At 36.7% G+C, this 19,854-nt stretch carries 20 protein-coding genes; 10 read left to right on the top strand and 10 right to left on the bottom strand.

From position 1 onward, the window contains the following. Nucleotides 1-74 precede the first annotated feature (74 nt). The 5 genes from iscA to HLV59_RS10030 form a co-directional block, all read right to left on the bottom strand. On the bottom strand, nt 75-395 hold the full coding sequence (iscA, locus tag HLV59_RS10050; RefSeq protein ID WP_016141156.1) for an iron-sulfur cluster assembly protein IscA: 321 nt from the start codon (nt 393-395) through the stop codon (nt 75-77). Between the two features lie 30 nt (nt 396-425). Then, nucleotides 426-812 (bottom strand): Fe-S cluster assembly scaffold IscU, encoded by a 387-nt coding sequence (gene iscU, locus HLV59_RS10045; RefSeq protein ID WP_002117907.1) that lies wholly within the window; start codon nt 810-812, stop codon nt 426-428. A gap of 67 nt (nt 813-879) precedes the next feature. After that, a complete protein-coding gene (locus tag HLV59_RS10040; protein ID WP_016145137.1) occupies nt 880-2,097 on the bottom strand; it encodes an IscS subfamily cysteine desulfurase in 1,218 nt (405 codons plus the stop codon). A 1-nt stretch (nt 2,098) separates the two neighbouring features. After that, on the bottom strand, nt 2,099-2,572 hold the full coding sequence (locus tag HLV59_RS10035) for an Rrf2 family transcriptional regulator (protein WP_003651563.1): 474 nt from the start codon (nt 2,570-2,572) through the stop codon (nt 2,099-2,101). 109 nt (nt 2,573-2,681) lie between these two features. Further along, nucleotides 2,682-3,329, bottom strand: coding sequence for a hypothetical protein (locus HLV59_RS10030; protein WP_016145138.1), 648 nt, complete (start codon nt 3,327-3,329; stop codon nt 2,682-2,684). A gap of 208 nt (nt 3,330-3,537) precedes the next feature. Between HLV59_RS10030 and HLV59_RS10025 the strand changes: the two genes are divergently transcribed. From HLV59_RS10025 to HLV59_RS10015, 3 genes are all read left to right on the top strand, one after another. Further along, nucleotides 3,538-3,993 carry a phasin family protein gene (locus HLV59_RS10025; protein ID WP_016145139.1) on the top strand — a complete coding sequence of 152 codons (456 nt, stop codon included), beginning with the start codon at nt 3,538-3,540 and terminating at the stop codon, nt 3,991-3,993. A 169-nt stretch (nt 3,994-4,162) separates the two neighbouring features. After that, nucleotides 4,163-4,435, top strand: coding sequence for an HU family DNA-binding protein (locus HLV59_RS10020; protein WP_001043034.1), 273 nt, complete (start codon nt 4,163-4,165; stop codon nt 4,433-4,435). A 131-nt stretch (nt 4,436-4,566) separates the two neighbouring features. After that, complete coding sequence (locus HLV59_RS10015) at nt 4,567-6,432, top strand: SurA N-terminal domain-containing protein (RefSeq protein ID WP_016145140.1); 1,866 nt, start codon at nt 4,567-4,569, stop codon at nt 6,430-6,432. A 50-nt stretch (nt 6,433-6,482) separates the two neighbouring features. On the opposite strand, the gene HLV59_RS10010 is transcribed toward HLV59_RS10015, so the two are convergent. Further along, nucleotides 6,483-7,427, bottom strand: a complete 945-nt coding sequence (locus HLV59_RS10010) for an AraC family transcriptional regulator (protein WP_025470602.1) — start codon at nt 7,425-7,427, stop codon at nt 6,483-6,485. Nucleotides 7,428-7,616: 189 nt separating this feature from the next. Here HLV59_RS10010 and HLV59_RS10005 point away from each other — a divergent pair, with 189 nt between their 5' ends. Then, on the top strand, nt 7,617-8,840 hold the full coding sequence (locus HLV59_RS10005) for an alkane 1-monooxygenase (protein ID WP_016145142.1): 1,224 nt from the start codon (nt 7,617-7,619) through the stop codon (nt 8,838-8,840). Between the two features lie 62 nt (nt 8,841-8,902). Here the strand turns inward: HLV59_RS10005 and HLV59_RS10000 are convergent, their stop codons facing one another. From HLV59_RS10000 to HLV59_RS09985, 4 genes are all read right to left on the bottom strand, one after another. Then, on the bottom strand, nt 8,903-10,108 hold the full coding sequence (locus tag HLV59_RS10000) for an acyl-CoA dehydrogenase family protein (RefSeq protein ID WP_016145143.1): 1,206 nt from the start codon (nt 10,106-10,108) through the stop codon (nt 8,903-8,905). Between the two features lie 23 nt (nt 10,109-10,131). After that, the gene (locus HLV59_RS09995) at nt 10,132-11,415 is read right to left on the bottom strand and encodes an acyl-CoA dehydrogenase family protein (protein WP_171430609.1); all 1,284 of its coding nucleotides are present in this window, start codon (nt 11,413-11,415) and stop codon (nt 10,132-10,134) included. A 229-nt stretch (nt 11,416-11,644) separates the two neighbouring features. Continuing rightward, entirely contained in the window at nt 11,645-13,018 is a 1,374-nt protein-coding gene (locus tag HLV59_RS09990; protein ID WP_081174116.1) for an ABC1 kinase family protein, read from the bottom strand. A 232-nt stretch (nt 13,019-13,250) separates the two neighbouring features. Beyond that, nucleotides 13,251-13,553 carry a hypothetical protein gene (locus tag HLV59_RS09985; RefSeq protein WP_057106931.1) on the bottom strand — a complete coding sequence of 101 codons (303 nt, stop codon included), beginning with the start codon at nt 13,551-13,553 and terminating at the stop codon, nt 13,251-13,253. Nucleotides 13,554-13,743: 190 nt separating this feature from the next. On the opposite strand from HLV59_RS09985, the gene ybaK reads away from it, so the two are divergent. The 6 genes from ybaK (at nt 13,744) to HLV59_RS09955 (ending at nt 19,829) form a co-directional block, all read left to right on the top strand. Then, nucleotides 13,744-14,211, top strand: a complete 468-nt coding sequence (gene ybaK / locus HLV59_RS09980; RefSeq protein ID WP_016145147.1) for a Cys-tRNA(Pro) deacylase — start codon at nt 13,744-13,746, stop codon at nt 14,209-14,211. Nucleotides 14,212-14,794: 583 nt separating this feature from the next. Continuing rightward, a complete protein-coding gene (gene mtlD / locus HLV59_RS09975) occupies nt 14,795-16,942 on the top strand; it encodes a bifunctional mannitol-1-phosphate dehydrogenase/phosphatase (protein ID WP_171429882.1) in 2,148 nt (715 codons plus the stop codon). 105 nt (nt 16,943-17,047) lie between these two features. Next, nucleotides 17,048-17,674: a 2'-5' RNA ligase family protein gene (locus HLV59_RS09970; protein ID WP_171429881.1), complete on the top strand. Its 627-nt coding sequence runs from the start codon at nt 17,048-17,050 to the stop codon at nt 17,672-17,674. Further along, the gene (cobU, locus tag HLV59_RS09965) at nt 17,662-18,180 is read left to right on the top strand and encodes a bifunctional adenosylcobinamide kinase/adenosylcobinamide-phosphate guanylyltransferase (protein WP_171429880.1); all 519 of its coding nucleotides are present in this window, start codon (nt 17,662-17,664) and stop codon (nt 18,178-18,180) included. The genes HLV59_RS09970 and cobU overlap by 13 nt, the downstream gene beginning before the upstream one ends. A 1-nt stretch (nt 18,181) precedes the next feature. After that, nucleotides 18,182-19,237, top strand: coding sequence for a nicotinate-nucleotide--dimethylbenzimidazole phosphoribosyltransferase (cobT, locus tag HLV59_RS09960; RefSeq protein ID WP_171429879.1), 1,056 nt, complete (start codon nt 18,182-18,184; stop codon nt 19,235-19,237). Continuing rightward, complete coding sequence (locus HLV59_RS09955) at nt 19,230-19,829, top strand: histidine phosphatase family protein (protein WP_151748629.1); 600 nt, start codon at nt 19,230-19,232, stop codon at nt 19,827-19,829. The genes cobT and HLV59_RS09955 overlap by 8 nt, the downstream gene beginning before the upstream one ends. The last annotated feature ends 25 nt before the right edge of the window (nt 19,830-19,854 follow it).

Genomic DNA, 19,854 nt, shown 5'->3' with positions numbered 1-19,854 from the left:
ACGTTAATTAAATACATTAAAACAGTGCTATAAAAAGACACTGTTTTAATGAAAAGGATGGAAGGAGAAGTGGGTTATACAGTGAAAGACTCACCGCAACCACATTCACCTTTCTTATTAGGATTGTTAAATTCGAACCCTTCATTAAGGCCATTCTTAACGTAGTCCATTTCTAAGCCTTCTAAATAGACTAAGCTCTTTGGATCTACAACAACCTTAACGCCAAATTGTTCGAAAACTTGGTCATGCTCATCGATAGAATCAACAAATTCGAGAACATAAGCCAACCCAGAACAACCAGAAGTTTTCACACCCACGCGAATGCCTTCACCCTTACCTCGGTTTTTAAGGTAATTGCTAATATGAGTCGCAGCATTTTCAGTTAAATGAATCATGAAAACTCCAACGTTTATAATGGTAACAAATTAAGCTTTAGATTTTTTACTGCGGTAATCATCAATCGCAGCTTTAATTGCATCTTCAGCTAGTACAGAGCAGTGAACTTTTACTGGTGGAAGTGCAAGCTCAGTTGCGATATCAATATTTTTGATCGCTTGAGCTTCATCAAGAGTTTTGCCTTTTAACCACTCAGTTACAAGGGAACTTGATGCAATTGCAGAACCACAGCCATAAGTTTTAAAGCGTGCTTCTTCAATCACGCCGCTATCGTTTACTTGAATTTGTAAACGCATCACGTCGCCACATGCAGGTGCACCCACCATGCCTGTACCAACATTCTCAGAGTTTTTGTCTAAAACACCAACATTACGAGGGTTTTCGTAATGATCAATTACCTTTTCGCTATAAGCCATTTCGCTTCTCCAAACCTCGGGGTCAGCCTAATATTAATATGAGGGTAAAAACACTAATTTCAATAAATTAGTGTTCAGCCCATTCAACTGTAGAAAGATCGATACCTTCTTTATACATATCCCAAAGCGGAGAAAGTTCACGTAATTTCTCAACAGCGGCTTTGGTAATTGTAAGCACGTGATCAATATCTTCTTCAGTTGTGTATTTACCAAAACTAAAGCGGATTGAACTGTGTGCTAGCTCATCAGATAAACCTAATGCGCGAAGAACATATGAAGGCTCTAAGGTTGCAGAAGTACAAGCAGAACCACTTGATACCGCAGCATCTTTAAGAGACATCATTAAAGATTCACCTTCAACAAAGTTAAAGCTGACATTTAAATAGTTAGCAACGTTTTTAGTTGGATGGCCATTTAAGAAAACTTGTTCAAGATCTTGTAAACCATTCCAAAGCTTGTCGCGAAGCTTACGGATACGCTCTTGTTCTGCTTGCATTGTTTTGCCAGCAATTTCGAAAGCTTCACCCATACCTACAATTTGGTGAGTCGCTAAAGTACCAGAACGCATACCACGCTCATGACCACCGCCATGAATTTGTGCTTTTAAGCGTACACGTGGACTACGACGTACATATAATGCGCCGATACCTTTTGGACCATAAATTTTATGAGCAGAGAAACTCATAAGGTCAATTTTCATAGTAGATAAATCGATTTCGACTTTACCAGCCGCTTGTGCTGCATCTACATGGAAAAATGTTTTGTTGGCGCGTGTTAATTCACCAATCGCTGCTACGTCTGTAACTGTACCAATTTCATTGTTTACCATCATAAGTGAAACAAGAATAGTATCTGGACGAAGGGCAGCTTTAACCATTTCAGGAGTAATTAAACCTGTTTGTGGCTCTGGCTCTAAATAAGTAATTTCAAAACCTTGTTCTTCTAATTCACGACAAGGATCTAGAACAGCTTTGTGTTCAATTTTACTTGTAATGATATGTTTGCCTTTAGACGCATAGAACTGAGCTACACCTTTAAGAGCAAGGTTATCTGACTCAGTTGCACCAGAAGTCCAAACGATTTCACGTGGATCAGCTTTAATTAAATTCGCTACTTGCTCACGTGCATATTCAACTTTTTCTTCTGCTTGCCAGCCATAAGCGTGGGAACGAGATGCAGCATTACCAAAGGTACCGTCGAAAGTTAAACACTCCATCATACGTTCTGCAACTTGCGGATCTACTGGAGTGGTTGCTGCGTAATCAAGATAAATTGGACGTTTCATATCAAATACCTGTACCCGATAAAAGAGCTGAATCTGTGCCAGTCACATTTTGGCGTAATGCAACAGTTTGAACGTTGTCTCGGCTAATGAGGTCGGCAAGAGAGATTTTTGCTAAATAGTCGGCAATATGATGAGAGAGTTCTTGCCATAAATCGTGGGTGAGACACATTGCACCATTTTGACAATTAGCTTTATGGTCACAACGTGTTGCATCAACGGTTTCATTTACGGCTTCAATAATTTCTAACACAGTAATTTCATCAGCATTTCGAGCCAAATGATAACCACCATTTGCACCACGAACACTAGAAACTAACCCATGACGCTTAAGTTTTGCGAATAACTGTTCTAAATAAGCAACTGAAATGGATTGGCGTGCGGCAATTTCGGCGAGCGTGATCGTTTGTTCAGTTGGCTGCAAAGCTAAATCAAGTAGAGCAGTCACTGCGTAGCGACCGCGAGTTGTAAGGCGCATGATTCGATACACATGTTAAGACTAGATAATAGGATTTTATGAATCCCGACTAAAATAGTCAAGTTTTTTTATTTTTAATTCAAGTGCAGGAACAAAATAGGAAAATAAATTAAGCTACCCATAAATTATATATGAAATAAGCAATAAATATTAGGCTAATTATACCAAAGGAGAAGTTTATATTTCGCTGACGTTTCTGCAAGCGGGAAATTCGATTTTGATATTGTTTAATTTGTACTTGAAGTGAATTGATTTCTGATCGTTGTTGATCAATTTTTTCAAGTAATGGCGCAACTTTTTTACGTGAAGCAAGCGTTTCAGCTTCATCATCAGATGAATTAAACCATTCTTTCCAGTCCGCTAGTAATTTAGGTAGCGTTAAGTGAGAAATTAAATCTAGAAGTTCGTTTTTGGTTTCCTCATCTCCATCAATACGCATATTGTTAAGGCTACGTTGATTGGAAAAACCGAAAATTTTAATGAGGTCAACGAGAGTACTATTGATCTCAAGATCAATACGTCTATCAAAAGAATGAATATCGAACAACAAACCTTTTTCTGTAAATTGAACATAGAAGTCAAAAAAAGGGAGATAGCTGTTAATGCGAATTGTTGTTTTGTTTAAGATAAACTTTTTCGCTTGCAAGCGAAGAGCACCATCGTGGGTGAGAATAAATGAAAAAAAAGTTTCTAAAATAATTAGAACAATATTCAGCAACAGACGCGGATGTTTTTGTCTTTGTTGCGTTTCACTCATAAAAGTTTATCCTTAGAAATAGCAATTAACCGAAGAATGGGACATCCTATCCCAAACTTAACACAATGTCGTGTTAAATATATTTACATGACTTAATTGCTTTGTAGAACAGTTTTGTAAATGGATCAAGTCTTTACTTTGATATTATAGAAATATTTTGTGGTCAAATCAGTCATCATTTCTCTCATCTGATTAGGAGTTTAGATAAATGGATAATGCAAATATAGATAACCAGACAGAAGAGTTGGAAGAGAAAAATAAATTAAAATCAAAGGTTTCAAGAAAATCAGCTTTGGATTTTAGAAAGTATACGAAACAAATTTGGTTAGCAGGACTAGGGGCATTTTCACGTGCGGAAGAAGAGGGTAACAAACTCTTTGATTCTTTAGTCAAGGTCGGTGAAGAGCTGGAATCAAAAACTGGGGACTTAGCAGATAACACTGTAGGCAAAGTCACAGAAAAAGCTAAAGAATCTGTATCTGAAACAAAAGATAAAGTAGAGAAGATTCTTGATACGAGTGTGAATCATTCTTTAAACCGAATAGGACTAGTCACTCCGAAGGATTTACAACACATCGAACAGTTGCTTGTACAACTGCATATTAAGGTGGATGCTTTAATAGAAGAAAACCAGCAGTTGAAAGCAAAATTGAATAAAAAGTAAAAAAATGTTGGGATTTAGCAAATATATAACAGTTTTTTAGCATTTATTTTTGCTAAAAGCCCTGCTCTAGTATTGCGTTTTCCCCTAAAGCATTGCTATAAAGGCGTCATGGCCTTTTAAACTATAGCCTTGGACCTTAAACAAACGATATTAAGAGGATGTTTTATTCATGAATAAATCAGAATTAATCGATGCAATTGCTGAAAAAGGGGGAGTATCTAAGACTGATGCAGGCAAGGCACTCGATGCGACAATTGCGTCAATTACTGAAGCACTTAAAAAAGGTGACACAGTAACTTTAGTTGGTTTTGGTACTTTCAGTGTTAAAGAGCGTGCTGCACGTACTGGTCGTAATCCTAAAACTGGTGAAGAGCTTCAAATTAAAGCAACAAAAGTACCTAGCTTCAAAGCTGGTAAAGGTCTTAAAGATTCAGTAGCTTAATCTTTTAAGATGAATAAACGCGCCAATATAGGCGCGTTTTTTATTAAAAATCTGAATTGACCAATATTGCTCATTCATTGATTGTGGTTTTTCAGTTAAAATTCTCCTCGAAATAAAATATTGGAATACTTATGGAATCGTTTCGTACAGTCATTAAGGGTTGGCTCGGCAAAGTCCTTCTAATTTTGTTTTTGACCCCTTTAGCACTTGTAGGTATTGAAGGATATTTTAATAGGGGAAACAAGGCTGATGTTGCAAAGACAGTAAACGGCCAAGAAATATCTAAAAAAGACCTTGAAACTTTAACTCAGTCTTACAAAGAACAATATTTAGCTGTTGTTAAAGGGGATGAAAGTTTACTTAATTTGCCTGTCATTCAAGCTAAGGCACTTGATATTTTAGTGTCACGTAATTTATTAATTCAGCAAGCGGAAAAATTAGGTATTTCTTTGAGTGATACTCAAATTGAGCAAATGTTAGCTCAACAGCCTAGTTTGCAAGAGAATGGTCAATTCTCACAAAAACTCTATGAAAATTATTTACGTTCTATTGGCATGACAAGCCAAGGTTTAATTTCAAGCCTACGTCAAGATCATGCTTTGAAAATGTTGACCTCGACGTTTACCGATTATTCTTTAGTAAGCAAAGTTGACCTCATGCAGATTGCGAATTTGCAAACTGAACAACGTACCTTACATTTAGCCAGTATTAAATTAGATAGTTACAGAATAGGTTTAACTGCCTCTAATCAAGAAGCTACAGATTATTACAACAAGCATCAAAATGAATTTAAGCAACAAGCTTCGGTTGATGTGGATTATGTTGTGTTATCGCCTTCGATGGTGGCTAAACCAGCTCCTGCAACTGAAGCTGAACTTCAGCAGGCTTATGCAAAGTTTGTTGAAACTCAGAAAAAAGATGCTAAGCGAACGGTGAAGCATATTTTAATTACTACTGATGCTCGCGATGATGCAGCAGCTCAAAAGCTCGCAAAAGAAGTATATGCAAAAATTCAGGGCGGACTTTCATTTGCTCAGGCTGCATCTCAGTTTTCTGAAGATCCTAGTTCTAAAGCAAAAGGTGGTTTAGTAGAAGCATATGCACCAGGAGTTTTCTCAGACGCATTTGATAAAACTGTCTTAAGTTTGAAAAATGGGCAAGTTTCACAACCAGTAAAAACACAATATGGTTACCATATTATTGAAGCAGAGACGCAAGCGAACCAAATCCCTTCATTTGAAGCTGAGAAGGCACGTTTAACTGCTGAGGTTGAAAAGAATAAAGTTGCGACTGTTTATTCAGATACCGTAAATAGTTTGAATGAAACGATTGTTGGCAATGATTCTTTAGAAGCTGTTGTACAAGAAGTAAAAGGTACAAAAGTTGAATCATTAAATGGTGTAACTTTAGCTACTCAAAATCCATATTTAAGTGATCCAAGCGTCAAAATTAAATTATTTAATGATGATGTGAAAAATGGTGACCGTAATACATCATCTAATATTCAGTTAGCGAATGGTGATACGGTATGGGTTAAAGTGCGTGATTATCATGCAGCTGGTGTAAAACCATTAGCGCAAGCGATGAACCAAGCGAAAGCAAAAGTTATCGATGAAAAAGCACGTAAAACTGCTCAAGCAAAAATTGCTACTATGTTGACTGAGTTTAAAACTCAACCTGCAGACCAAGTGGTTGCTAAAAATAAAGTAGTATTTGAGTCAGCCGGTGTATTTACTCGATCACAAGGTTTAAAACGCGAAATTGAACGTGCTGCATTTAGCTTAGCTACACCTAAACCAGGTATGTGGTCTGTTACAACAGCGAACTTACCAAATGAGCTTGTAGTCGTTGCAGTTTCAAATGTAAATTCATCAGCTGTAAATGCTATTCCTGCTGATCAATTACAACAGCTAAAACAACTTTATCGTCAATCTCGTGGTCAACAGATATTGGAAGATTACAGTCAATATTTAAAATCACATGCAAAAATAAAATGATGATTTGATCAAATAAAAAAAAGCGCTTCGGCGCTTTTTTTTATTTTCTATTAATCTAAATGATGCTCGATATATTGTTGGCGATATTGTTTAGGTGATAAATCAAAAATACGTTTAAAGGCCTGACTAAAAGCAGTCTCGGATGAATAGCCGACTTTATTTGATATTTGTTGAATTGAAAAATTACTTGTGCGTAAGTACTGACTTGCTAAACGAAAACGGTAATGTTGCAAATATGTTAGAGGTGGTTCCCCAATAATACTATTAAACAGATTTGCGAATTTTGAACGTGACATACAACATTGTTCTGCTAAAGATTCAACGGTCCAAGCGGCTTCTGGCTGGCTGTGGATAGCAGAGAGGGCATTACTCAATTCAGGATGGGTTAACGCACTTAGCCAGTTTTGTTGATCTGTCATTTGTTGAACATGATCACGAATGCACTCAATGAGAAGAATACTGACTAAATGATCAATAATTTTGTCATGACCCGGCCTGATTTTTTGAGTTTCAATTGCTAAAAAATAAAGCCCAATTTGTAGCCATTCGGGTGGGTTGGTTTGATTTTCGTGCCGAATATGCATGATTGAAGGTAATGCATTAATCAAAGGGCCTGCCATATGAGTATCAATCTGACAGCGCAGACATAGCAATAAGGTTTTATCCGGAGAGGAGGTACCAAATTCAATTGCGTCTTGTCTATGACCGTTAAAAAATGAAGTAATATCTAGAGAATCTACTAATTTACTCGCTGTTGATTTTGAGTCAGTGGCACTATGTGCTTTTCCTGAAGGAATTAAAATAATATCACCAGCGGTTGCAGTTATTTTTTCTGAAGAATTAAGTTGAATATATACTGAACCAGTTAACACAATATAGGCAAGCAAGGCAGATTGATCTTGTGTTTTAAAAGCCCATTCTCCTTGCGCTTTTAAATAGATGTATTCAGACTTATTAAGGTGAATATCATCAAAAAATTTACTTAGTGCATCCATCTTTAAATGATCAATCATTATTTTAATAAAATTATAGTGAGCTATAAGAATAGATCAACATGTGTTTTTAGGACAAAAAAGTGGAAGAAAATGCCAAAGACTTTAACATAGGTTTTTTGGACGGTTACTACTGTTAAGTAAGCACTATTTCTTTAACTATATAGATATATAGAAAAAGGAAATATGACTATGAATGCACCAGTTAATGTTCAGCAAGAACTTATGCCAGTGCCTGCGTCTATGCGTGAAATAGATCGCAAACGCTATTTATGGATGATTAGCCCAGCTCTACCTGTAATTGGTTTAGGTATTTTAGCTGGTTACCATTTTGGTCCACGTCCATTAAAAAAAGTTTTCGCATTAGGTGGCCCACTTTTATTACATGTTGTAATTCCTGCAATTGATACGATTATCGGTAAGGATGCACGAAATCCAACAGATGAAGAGATTAAACTACTTGAAAAAGATCCATATTACTCACGTCTTGTGAAAAGTTTTATTCCGCTGCAATATGCTGCAAATGTTTATGCATGTTATTTGACAAGCCGTAAAACAACTTCATTTATTGATAAAATTTTGCTTGGTATTTCGATGGGTGCGATTAATGGTATTGCCATTAATACCGCACATGAGTTAAGTCATAAACATGATCGTATTGATCATATTTTATCGCACTTGGCATTGGTTCCTACAGGTTATAACCATTTCCGTATTGAACATCCTTATGGCCACCATAAACGTGCAGCAACACCTGAAGATCCAGCTTCTTCACGTATGGGTGAAACATTTTATGAATTCTGGCCACGTACAGTTGTAGGTTCTTTTAAATCTGCAATTGAAATTGAGAAAAATCGCTTAAAACGTAAAGGAAAAGAATTCTGGTCAGCTGATAATGAATTATTACAAGGCTGGGGTATGACTGCTGCTTTCCATGCTTCTATGGTTGGAATTTTTGGTAAAAGCACAATTCCATATTTAGCGACACAAGCATTTTATGGCATTAGTCTTTTTGAAATTATTAACTATATTGAGCATTATGGCTTACTGCGTCAGAAAAAAGAAAATGGTCAGTATGAGCGTACAATGCCAGAGCATAGCTGGAACAACAATAACGTCGTAACAAACTTATTCTTGTACCAGTTACAGCGTCATTCAGATCACCATGCTTATCCGACTCGTCCATTCCAAGCATTACGTCATTTTGATGAGGCGCCAGAATTACCAAGCGGTTATGCAAGTATGTTATTACCAGCTTTAATTCCTTCATTGTGGTTTAAAATAATGGATAAACGAGTTTTTAATCACTATAAAGGTGATTTAAATAAAGCCAATATTTCGCCAAAAAGACGTGCAAAAATCTTCAAAAAATTTGGAATAGTAGACCCATCATTAGAATCAACAACTGCTAAATAATTAAAAACTTAAGACCTGAAATACGAAAACCCTCTTATTATTTTTAATAAGAGGGTTTTTAGCTATTTTAGTTCGCTAGAAGATTTACCCAGTTCTCGGCGAGCAATGATTAATTGCTGGATTTGCTGAGTACCTTCAAAGATATCGAGAATTTTTGAGTCACGCGCCCATTTTTCAAGTAATTCATCTTCGTTATAGCCAACGCTTGCAGCCAGTTCGACACATTTTAAAGTGATTTCATTACCAACACGACCCGCTTTTGCTTTTGCAATAGAAGCTTCTTTCGAGTTTGGTTTTTTGTTGTCTGCCATCCATGTTGCTTTTAGCATGAGTAGGCGGGCAGCTTCCCATTCAGCTTCCATGCGGTAGATCTGTGCTGCAAGGTTAGAAGCATGTAGGTAAGGGGTAGAATAGTCAGGATCGAGTTGATCTTTAAAAATCTCTTTAATACGTTCTAAAGATGCTTTTGCGCACCCAATTGCCATTGCTGCAACTAACGGGCGAGTATTGTCAAAAGTTTCCATTACTCCAGCAAAACCTTTAGCAACGTCAACTTCGGCATTGCCCAAAAGATTTTCGGCTGGTACGCGGCAATCAATAAAACTAATCACGGCTGTATCTGAAGCTTTAATTCCCAATTTATGTTCGAGACGCTCAACCTTCATTCCGGGCGTACCTTTAGGTACTACAAATGATTTAATCGCTGCACGGCCAAGTTTATGATCGAGTGTAGCCCAAACAACCACGGAATCTGCACGTTCGCCTGAGGTCACAAAAATCTTTTCACCATTTAGAATGTAGTCATCGCCATCTTTAGTTGCCGTGGTACGGATAGCCGCAGAGTCTGACCCGCAACCTGGTTCGGTTATGGCCATTGCTGCCCATGTTCCTTTGAATCGTTCTAATTGTTCATCATTGGCGACAGCGGCAATTGCTGAGTTTCCAAGACCTTGGCGTGGCATGCTGAGCAATAAACCCGTATCGCCATAACACATCTCAATAATGCCAAGAGCGGTAGACATGTTGGTACCATTACGAATACCTTCATTATCTGTATCACCGCGCTTTCCTGCACCGGCAGCTCCAGCATTAATCCCTTCGCCACCTTCATTCATACCATCAATGAGAGAAGCGAGCATATCAAGTTCTTTTGGATATGCATGCTCAGCTTTGTCATATTTACGAGATATGGGACGTAAAACATTGATCGCAACATCATGTGCTTGATCAATCATCATTTTGAATTTTTTAGGATTTTGTAAATTCATTAAAGTATCCTCTGATTGATCATTTAAGCATGTAAGCCAGATTGTAAAATTGCAGTAGCTCGTAAATCACGATACCAACGTTCAACTGGATGTTCTTTTGTGAAACCATGTCCACCAAGAATTTGCACTCCATCTGTACCTATTTTCATGGATTTCTCAGCACAAAGTAGATGAGCTAAGTAAGCTTCGCGGTGAAATGGTTTGCCAGACTCTGCAAGGCTTGCAGCATTTAGAATCAACATACGCATTGCATCAATTTCAATCGCCATATCTGCAATCATGAAAGCGACACTTTGTCGATGAGAAATTGGCTCGCCGAATGCTGTTCGTTCATTGGCATATTTAATACAGTAAGCTTTAACAGCTTCACATGTACCTACAGCCATTGCACACCACATTAAGTTGCCCAAATCTAAAAAGGCTGTGTAATCAAAGTCTGTTGCTCCTAGTCTAAGAGCTGGTGTGTGATTAAAGCGAAGAGTTGCTGTTTCTGTCGCTTTAAGACCCATAGCCAGAGTGTTTTTAATAGAAATAGTTTCGTTGCTCTGTACGACAAACATATCGGGTTTACCGTTAAAGTCTGCACTTACTAAAAACACATCAGCTAAATCACCTAAAATCACTAATGTTTTTTCACCATCTATAAAATATTGATCATTTTCAAGAGAAGCTTTTGTTTTTAAAGCATAAGGATTAAATGCTGGAGTAGCCTCTTGTACTGCAAAGGTTGCGGTTATATCTGCATCTTCTGCGAAACATGGCAAATACATCGATTGAACTTCGGCAGAACCCCAACGTGTGATTGCATTAATAACGCTAAAGGTACTGAGTAATCCTGCTGTAAGGCTAAAATCACCCTCAGCTAGTTTTTCAGCAATTAATAAGTTACTAACAATATTTTGTTCGGCCGCTACTCCTCCTAATGCTTCTGGAAGTGCATAGTAATTGAGTCCTAAATCTTCAACATATTGCCAAAGACTCTCAGGAAACTGAGCTGCCTGATCAGCATCATGAGCCAAGCCCAATAAAACCTCTTGAGCAAATTGAGACATTGCCTCTGAAGTCATTTGCTGTTCTTCGGTTAGACTTAAATCAAATAGATTTTTGTTCTGTTGAGGTAGACGTTGTTGAGATATTTGCTTGGGTTTAAATGCTTTTTGTGTCTGGCTTAATGTTCTAAAGCCAGCTTTTGAACCTTGATAAAGAGATTTTTCAACAAATTTACGCAACTTGAGTTGATCAAGTACATCGCTTCCAGCCAATCTAGTGATCAGCGATAAACCCAAACCTTGAGCTTTATTGATCATACTTGTCATGATTATGGTGTCCTAACACATTGTTATTGTTTTATGCTGACACGCCTTATATTAAAAAACTATGTCGTTAGTGACATTCGAAAAATGAGTAGATAAAAGGTAAATAAAAATTAATTAAGCTGTAATGTATTGATTTTATTTGTTTAAATTAACTTTAATGTCGGGTGAGGTGAGATGTATTGACTAGAATGACATAGAATCATTCTAGTCTTTCACTAAATCAAGCAAAGTTACGAATCATACGTCGCACATTGGTTTTTGCATCAATAACCGTCATAAATGTATAGGCTCCAATGAATTTACGGCTAATGAACATAAACTCTTTTGGCGGCACTGAAAAATAACGTGAAGCCATTGATTTACTAGCTTGTTGCATAACACGGCTATGGAGCTGGCTTTTCTTCCAGTCATAACGTTCGTGTTCATCCATAAGACCAACAGGCATATCTGGATTATTTACAGGAGTACTAAATGCCTCTGTGGCGAGTAAGAATACATCAGCCATACCTGGTTTAATACTTTCAGGCATTGCATCAAAAAACTCGTAACCAGTCATGGCTTTCACCATTGCATCTTTATTATGCTGATAACCTGCTTGAATGAGTTGACGTGCAACTGTTAGCAAGTGTTCATCAAACTGACGAATAGCACCAAAATCTAATAATACAATTTTGTCCTGAACATCTTGTCCATTACCTAAACGTACTAGGTAATTACCAAAGTTAGGGTCAGTTTGCATTTCACCCCATTCAAAAATTTCACGAACCGCAATTTCTAGCGAAGCTTCACCAAGTTGATTGCGACGTTCTTGAGGTAAAGACAGCATAACCGGGCTGTTAATTGGCACACCACGTTCAAAAGTCATGCAGAGTACTTGATTAGTACAGTATTCATCTACAATTGTTGGAACAATATATCGCTCATCATCTTTTAAACGTTCACCAAAGCGACGAGTAGTGGCAGCTTCAACACCATAGTCAACTTCACGATGCATCATTTCACGTACTTCATCAAACCACTGATCAAATTCACGGGTTTGTGGCACCATACGTGTCAATTTAAGCATGTTTTTAAATAGACTCATATCTGAATCAATTGCATTTGCAACGCCAGGATATTGAATTTTTAAAACTAACTCTAAGCCATCTGATTTACGGGTTGCACGATGTACTTGCGCGAGAGAGGCGGTACCGATTGGTTCATGATCAATCGTTAAATCATTTAATTTAGCCCCTAGTTGCTCTTGAAGGTGTGGCTTAATTGCAGGCCAATCTAAAGCAACTGTCTGGTTATTTAAGGTATTTAATGCTTGTGTAATTTCTTCAGGTAAGAAATGCTCACCATAGAGGGCCATCATTTGGCCAATTTTAACAATAGAACCCTTAAGTTTACCTATTTCAGAAACCAGATAATTAGCTTGTTCGCTCATCGCTTTTTTACGTTTCTTTTCTTTTTCTTCCTCATTAGAAAATATAGAAGAGGCACTTGCAGTTGCCCAACGTGTTCCTGCAAGTAAAGAAGCTTTCGCGATTGATAAGCGTCGATCCATGGAAGAAGTTTTTAAACTCTTGAGCTTATCTTTCTGATTTGACATGAAAATAGAATCCTATGCGCATCATGCAGCCAAACGCTGGTGATCTAAAATTGTAACGAATATTACATGTTTTGAGCGTATTAAAATAGTTCTCTCAGACTGAATGATCAGTCGAAATGGCTATCTTTATTTCAATAATTTTAAAATAGCCTAAGCAAATTTAAAATTGAAGAAACTTACAGCGTTCAGATGAGTAAAAATAGGGTAAACGGATCTTTTATAACAACTTAGATTACATTTTAAATTGAATCTTAAATTCAGACTTTTGCATCAAATGAAGACGATTAGTCTTAATATGCTGTAATAACATTTGTTTGACTGAATCATGCATAAAACCAAGTGCATGAGCTTTTACAATAATGATACTAGGTAGGGTATAGAAAAAATACTTAACATCGTCGAGTGTGGCATCGTTAAAGATGCCTTGTTCAACTAACGTCTGCTGCAAAAACTGCTTTTCATTTCGTACATAATCTGAAGATTCATCCCAAAAACGGTGACGCATAGCCATCAGATTGTTGTGTTTATAACTCATAAAATTGTCAGCTCAGACTTCAACTTTAAATAAAATATATGGAGTCGAGCCTTGAATATCAAGTCGAGATTATTTTTTATTCGGTTGCTGTTTGATTTTTTATGTAATTCTTGTAAATAGCCTAAGCAAATTTAAAAATTTTTTTAAAAAATCTATAATCGAAACAATTTCATCTATAACATCACTTACTATGACTCCTGCATGTAGATTGTTAAAAAGTAATAAAATTGAATTTTCAGTCCATGAATATGAACATGATTCAAATGCTAAAAGTTTTGGATTAGAAGCTGCAGAAAAACTCAATTTAGATGTAAGGGAAGTATTCAAAACCTTGATGGTAAGCGATGATAAAAATTATTTTGTCGCTGTATTGCCAGTTAATCATCAATTAAATTTGAAAAAAGTGGCTACGGCGTTTGGCTGTAAAAAATTACAAATGGCTAATCCTAAAGATGCTGAACGTTTAACTGGATATTTAGTTGGAGGGATTAGCCCTTTAGGCCAAAAGAAACGTTTAAAAACGGTTATTGATGCATCTGCACAAGAGTTCAGCAAAATTTATGTAAGTGGAGGGAAACGGGGACTAGATATTGGCTTAAACCCTAAAGATTTAGCACAACTCTTAAATGCTCAATTTGTTGATGTAATTGATGAATAAATAAAGGTCTAGAGATGTACATTAAGAAAAAATTTTATTGGGAAAGGTATTGCTTGCTGCAAATTTTCTTCAATAAATAGGTGTAAAAAAGCTTGAATTATTATTTGATAATGATTATCATTATCCATATTGAAAGTTAAGGAGTGTTCTAAAAATTAGTTATAGTGCGTGCTACTGTAATGTTAAGTTTTTAGGCAATTTTAAAGTTATACCAGAGACTCCAATAATGATAACGGTGAAAGATGAGTTCATTTCTGGTATTTGGGCACCTGCAAGACATTATAAAAATAGGCAGGTTCAACTAGCGGTAAATGGAACAAAGAAAAATAAACATTATCAGCGCAATAAAAAGAACTAAACAAAAGCAGTAGGCGAGGAAGGCCTGCTGCTTTTGTATTTAAAGTTAATTTCATAGTTATTCATATATTTCAACTTTTTTAGACGTTTAACTCTCTTCAGTAACACATCAATTATATTTTTGATTAAAAAATAACCACTAATGTTTCATTTATTAACATCCTATCTTTTTAGCCATTTTTTTGTATACCCTGAATAAAACATGATCAAAAAAAGAGGTAAAAACGTGCTTATTTTTCATGGAAAACCTGTTCACGGAGCTATCTTCGATATGGATGGGACAATGTTTGACACTGAGCGATTACGGTTTCAAACATTGCAACAGGCATCTCAAGAACTCATTGGGCAGGAGTTTTCTCACGAATATTTAATGCAATGTTTAGGTTTAAGTGCAACTACCGCCGAGCAATTGGCTCAACGTCTATATGGCGTTAATGTTCCATATAAAGAAATTCGAAAAAAAGCTGATGAGATGGAACTCGAACATATTCGAAAACACGGCGTGCCTATCAAAAAGGGTTTAGTTCAAGTTCTAGAACGTTTAAGAAAATCTGGTTTAAGAATGGCTGTTGCCACGTCAAGCCGTAGAGCAATTGCCGAAGAATATTTAATTAACGCCAATGTTTATAAATTTTTTGATGTGATTACTTGTGGTGACGAAGTAGAGCAAGGAAAGCCGCATCCAGAAATCTTTTTAAAAGCTGCTAGTCAACTTCACTTGGAAGCTAACCAGTGTCTTATGTTTGAAGATTCTGAAAATGGTTTAACTTCAGCTCACACTTCAAAAGGTTTAACGATTTTATTAAAAGATATTAAAGAACCAAATGATGAAATGCTAGAAAAAGCACATTTTTATTATGACCAGATGTATGACTTCTTAACTGATCTCGACCAATTTATCCCCGTTATGGACATGCCGGAAATACAGGAACCTTTTCCGCAAAGCCTAAATCAGCTTACTGTTGGGATACATGGTTTCGGTGCTATTGGCGGTGGTTATATAGCGCAAGTCTTGTCACATTGGGATGGATATACAAAACCGAAGAGAATTATTGCTTCTACACGAAATAGTCTTTTTCGCGAAGCTGTAAATGCATTTAGAAACTATAGTATTCGCTATGGGCAATTTTCTTATGATGAACGTATTGAGAATATGACCATTGTTGATTCTCACAATGAACAACAAATGTTAGAGATGTATACTCATTCCAGTTTGATTGCACTTTGTTTACCTGAGCAAGCTATTGAAGCTGAATCAAAAATAATTGCAAGAGGACTATATGCACGTTTTAACTCATCACTTGAAACATGTATTGAACCGCTAACTTTTCTAATTATTTTAAATAAAGTCGGTGCGAAATATTTGGTTATGAAGCATCTTAAAGAAGCTCTGCTAGAGTTAACCAATGATGAAGATGTAACTGAGCATATTTTAAAAGAACATTATTTTTGCGACACCGTTGTAAACCGTATGGTTTCAAAACTATCTAATCAGAATTTATATCGTCAACTTCGTATTAAGCACCATTTTCTTGAACAGCATTTATCTGATGTAGAGCATGAAGAACAAGTTGAAATTGAAGAGTGTAATAAACTGACCCAAGATCAACAAAATCAGGCGTCTTTATATGTTGATAACATGCGCCGTAATTTCCAGCCGGGGCATATCTTACAAAGTATGGACTTAATTCTATTTCATAGCGAACCAGATATGCCAATTTATGTAGAGAAAGGCAGTCCTTTACTCGAAAAGTTACGTCAAGTTGTTTTAGTTGGTCAGATTACAGACATTCAATTAATCAAAAACCGACTATGGAATGGCGTGCACGCGATGCTTGCTTGGTACGCATCTTTACTAGGTTATGAGTCTATTGGTGTTGCTATGGGGAATCATTCAGTTAAAGCGTTTGCAGAAAACTTAATTAGAGAAGTAAAGCAAGGGCTTGCAATTGTATTACCTAATTATGCAAAAGATCTGGACCGCATGGCACAAAGCTTTCTAGACTCATGTGAATATGCTTTTAAAGATTCTTGTCAACGAGTGGCAAGAGATCCACTTCGCAAATTAACTCATAATGAAAGAGTAATCGCATCAATTGAGATGAATATCGCACATGATTTACCTTATAAAAACCTATTAAAAGGCGCTGCTTTAGGTTATGCCTATGCGATTCAATTTTTAGAAATTGAAGAGACTGATGCAATTAAACATTTACATGACCAAGTTCAAAAACTGGATATGAGTGCTGCTCAAAAAGCACAACTTGAAGTTGAGTTAACGCAATCAGTTCAATATTTATTTTCTGAACAAGGTAAGCAACCTTTGAACATGAATATTACCAATGGCCAAAATACACGTACTCAATATGCCTAAATTCTTTTAAATAATTAATGCTCTACAACTGAAAGGCAAACATGCTTTAATACAAAAATTGAATGATTTTGAATTAAAGCTGTGCTGCTAAAACCTTCGACGTTCATGGTGCCAACACCTATACGGGATTATTCCGAATGGCATCTTGGACGGCAAAATTATGCTTTATGGTATTTAGAAATTAATGATCAAAAAATAGTTGATTATTTAGATGCCTTGCGTGCACATTTTTCAGAATTTTTATTAGAACCAAATCACCGTCAATATCATATCACATTGTTTATATGTGGATTTTTAACTCAAGAAACTAAAATTCATAGTGATGACTTTAGTTTTAGTGAGTTTGAGCAACATAGGCAAATTTTTAGAAAAGAGAATTTTCCCTCATTCCAACTAAGAGTTAGATCAATTGATAGCTTTACGAGTGCTTTGTTTGTAGAAGTCCAAGACACTGAAAATATTTTATCTCTAATACGTCAAAAATTATGCATAGTTTCTAATGAAATTGCCGCTTTAGATTATTGCCCGCACATCACTTTGGGATTGTATAAAACAGACTATAGTAGTGATTTGATTTTACAAAAAATTTCTGAATTACCTGTACAATATAAACAGGCTGAATTTGGGCTTAAAGTTGAGCATTTAACGTTTGGTTATTATCAAGCTCAAACTTTACAAGGTAAGTTATATTCGTATCAGCATTTGTTTTTAGGTGATTCATGTTGCAATTGATTTTGGGTGGTGCCCGTTCTGGTAAAAGCCGACTGGCTGAACAAACGGCAATATCAATGCAATTGCCTGTAACCTATGTTGCAACGGCGAAAGCGCTAGATTCTGAAATGCAAAGTCGAATAGCACATCATCAAAATCAGCGTCCTGCTCACTGGTCTTTAGTTGAAGAACCATTATTTTTAGCAAAAGTTCTGCAAAAAATTGATGGACCTAATCAAATTATTCTGGTGGATTGTTTAACACTTTGGCTAACCAATTTGTTACTTTTAGATGATCCAAATGTTCAACAATTTGAGTGTGAGCAGCTGTTAAAAGTTTTACCTACGCTTGAGTCAGAAATTATTTTAGTAAGTAATGAAACTGGTCTTGGTGTTGTGCCAATCGGTGAGATTAGCCGTCGCTTTGTCGATGAAGCAGGCAGACTACATCAGCGTTTAGGGCAAATTGCAGATAAGGTTATGTTTTGTGTGGCTGGTTTTCCAATGATTTTAAAAGGTGAGAAATAGAATGAACTGGTGGTTAGAATCTGTACAGCAACCTGATTTGGACGCAAAACAACAAGCTGAGCAACACCAGCTCCAACTCACTAAACCTACAGGAGCTTTAGGTAATCTAGAGCTGATAGCAGTTAAACTTGCTAGTTTGCAGTCAACTGCCTATCCACAAGTTAGCCATCCATGGATTACAGTTTTTGCTGGTGATCATGGCGTGGTTGAAGAAAATATCTCTGCATATCCTCAAGCCGTTACCCGTCAAATGCTACAAAACTTCACGACTGGCGGTGCAGCAATTAGTGTAATTGCCAAATATCATCAAGCTCATTTGCAAGTGATTGATTGCGGTACAATAGGCGAAGCATACGAATATGCAGGGGTTGAGCGTCATTTTATCCGTGCTGGCACAGCAAATTTTGCTAAACAAGCTGCGATGAGTGCTGACGAATGCCGTGCTGCTCTAGAGTTAGGTAAAAAGAGTGTAAATACAGCCAAAGCTGAAGGCGTAGATATTTATATTGCGGGTGAAATGGGAATTGGAAATACCTGTTCCGCTTCTGCCTTAGCATGTCTTTTATTAAATGATACTGCCGAGCAACTCACTGGTGTTGGCACTGGTATTGGTGCCGATCAGTTAAGACATAAAATTGAAGTAATTGAAAAGGCAATCGAACTTCACCATAAACATGTTGTTGGTGATGTCTTCAAAACATTATGCGCCGTAGGCGGTTTAGAAATTGCAGCAATTGTGGGAGCTTATATTCGCTGTGCTCAGGTCGGTCTACCTATCATTGTCGATGGTTTTATTAGTTCGGTCGCTGCTTTATGCGCAGTACGAATGAATTCTAAAGTGCGTGACTGGATGCTTTTTGGTCATCAATCGGCAGAATATGGCCACCAACGTATTTTACAAGAACTTAATGCTGAACCGATTTTAAAAATGAATTTACGGTTAGGTGAGGGTAGTGGTGCTGGCACTGCCTTGTCATTAGTTAAAATGGCTTGTGTATTACACAACCAAATGGCTACCTTTGAGCAAGCTGCTGTAAGCGGGAATAAAATTGAGTAAATTTAGCATTGATTTGCTGAGACATGGCGAAAGCCAATATAGCCATACTTTACGTGGTCATTTAGATGATGAGTTAACAGCGAAAGGTTGGCAGCAAATGCAGTCAACCATTGAGCAAGTGGAAAATCATCCATGGGAGGTCATTGTAAGTTCATCATTAAAACGTTGTGCTTGTTTTGCTGAGCAACTTGCGAAGACGAATGAACTCCCTTTACTTCTAAATCATGACTTAAAGGAAATGTATTTTGGTGATTGGGAAGGCGTCTCAACTCAGCAAATTTATGAAACCTCACCCGAATTGCTAGCAAATTTTTGGCAAAAACCGAGTCAATATTGTCCACCTCGTGCTGAAACTTTAATGCAATTTCAAACAAGAGTTCTTAAAGGCTTTAAGGATCTACTTGTACATATGCAAAGCCAAAACATGCAACATGCATTGGTTGTTACTCATGGTGGTGTGATTAAGCTATTGGCATGTTTAGCTAGACAACAACCTTTAGATGATTTACTAAAAATGTCGGCAGACCTAGGAAAGTTATATTCACTCGAATTTTCTGAAAGAGGTGATCAATTAACTTTTAAGTTAAGATAATAGTTTTATATTTTTATACACATGT

It is taken from the genome of Acinetobacter lactucae, from assembly GCF_013122135.1.
Taxonomy (GTDB): domain Bacteria; phylum Pseudomonadota; class Gammaproteobacteria; order Pseudomonadales; family Moraxellaceae; genus Acinetobacter; species Acinetobacter lactucae.
The sequence above is the reverse complement of the archived record's forward strand: the minus strand, read 5'-3'. Positions and strand labels throughout refer to the sequence as shown.

Bases quoted from the DNA above. Each gene is read 5' to 3' on its own strand.
- HLV59_RS09970 (WP_171429881.1), top strand. From the start codon at position 17,048: ATGGTGCCAACACCTATACGGGATTATTCCGAATGGCATCTTGGACGG.
- HLV59_RS09985 (WP_057106931.1), bottom strand. From the start codon at position 13,553: ATGAGTTATAAACACAACAATCTGATGGCTATGCGTCACCGTTTTTGG.
- HLV59_RS10025 (WP_016145139.1), top strand. From the start codon at position 3,538: ATGGATAATGCAAATATAGATAACCAGACAGAAGAGTTGGAAGAGAAA.
- HLV59_RS10015 (WP_016145140.1), top strand. From the start codon at position 4,567: ATGGAATCGTTTCGTACAGTCATTAAGGGTTGGCTCGGCAAAGTCCTT.
- iscU (WP_002117907.1), bottom strand. From the start codon at position 812: ATGGCTTATAGCGAAAAGGTAATTGATCATTACGAAAACCCTCGTAAT.
- cobT (WP_171429879.1), top strand. From the start codon at position 18,182: ATGAACTGGTGGTTAGAATCTGTACAGCAACCTGATTTGGACGCAAAA.
- HLV59_RS10030 (WP_016145138.1), bottom strand. From the start codon at position 3,329: ATGAGTGAAACGCAACAAAGACAAAAACATCCGCGTCTGTTGCTGAAT.
- HLV59_RS10020 (WP_001043034.1), top strand. From the start codon at position 4,163: ATGAATAAATCAGAATTAATCGATGCAATTGCTGAAAAAGGGGGAGTA.
- HLV59_RS09995 (WP_171430609.1), bottom strand. From the start codon at position 11,415: ATGATCAATAAAGCTCAAGGTTTGGGTTTATCGCTGATCACTAGATTG.
- HLV59_RS10010 (WP_025470602.1), bottom strand. From the start codon at position 7,427: ATGGATGCACTAAGTAAATTTTTTGATGATATTCACCTTAATAAGTCT.
- HLV59_RS10040 (WP_016145137.1), bottom strand. From the start codon at position 2,097: ATGAAACGTCCAATTTATCTTGATTACGCAGCAACCACTCCAGTAGAT.
- HLV59_RS10000 (WP_016145143.1), bottom strand. From the start codon at position 10,108: ATGAATTTACAAAATCCTAAAAAATTCAAAATGATGATTGATCAAGCA.
- HLV59_RS10005 (WP_016145142.1), top strand. From the start codon at position 7,617: ATGAATGCACCAGTTAATGTTCAGCAAGAACTTATGCCAGTGCCTGCG.
- ybaK (WP_016145147.1), top strand. From the start codon at position 13,744: ATGACTCCTGCATGTAGATTGTTAAAAAGTAATAAAATTGAATTTTCA.
- HLV59_RS09990 (WP_081174116.1), bottom strand. From the start codon at position 13,018: ATGTCAAATCAGAAAGATAAGCTCAAGAGTTTAAAAACTTCTTCCATG.
- cobU (WP_171429880.1), top strand. From the start codon at position 17,662: ATGTTGCAATTGATTTTGGGTGGTGCCCGTTCTGGTAAAAGCCGACTG.
- HLV59_RS10035 (WP_003651563.1), bottom strand. From the start codon at position 2,572: ATGCGCCTTACAACTCGCGGTCGCTACGCAGTGACTGCTCTACTTGAT.
- iscA (WP_016141156.1), bottom strand. From the start codon at position 395: ATGATTCATTTAACTGAAAATGCTGCGACTCATATTAGCAATTACCTT.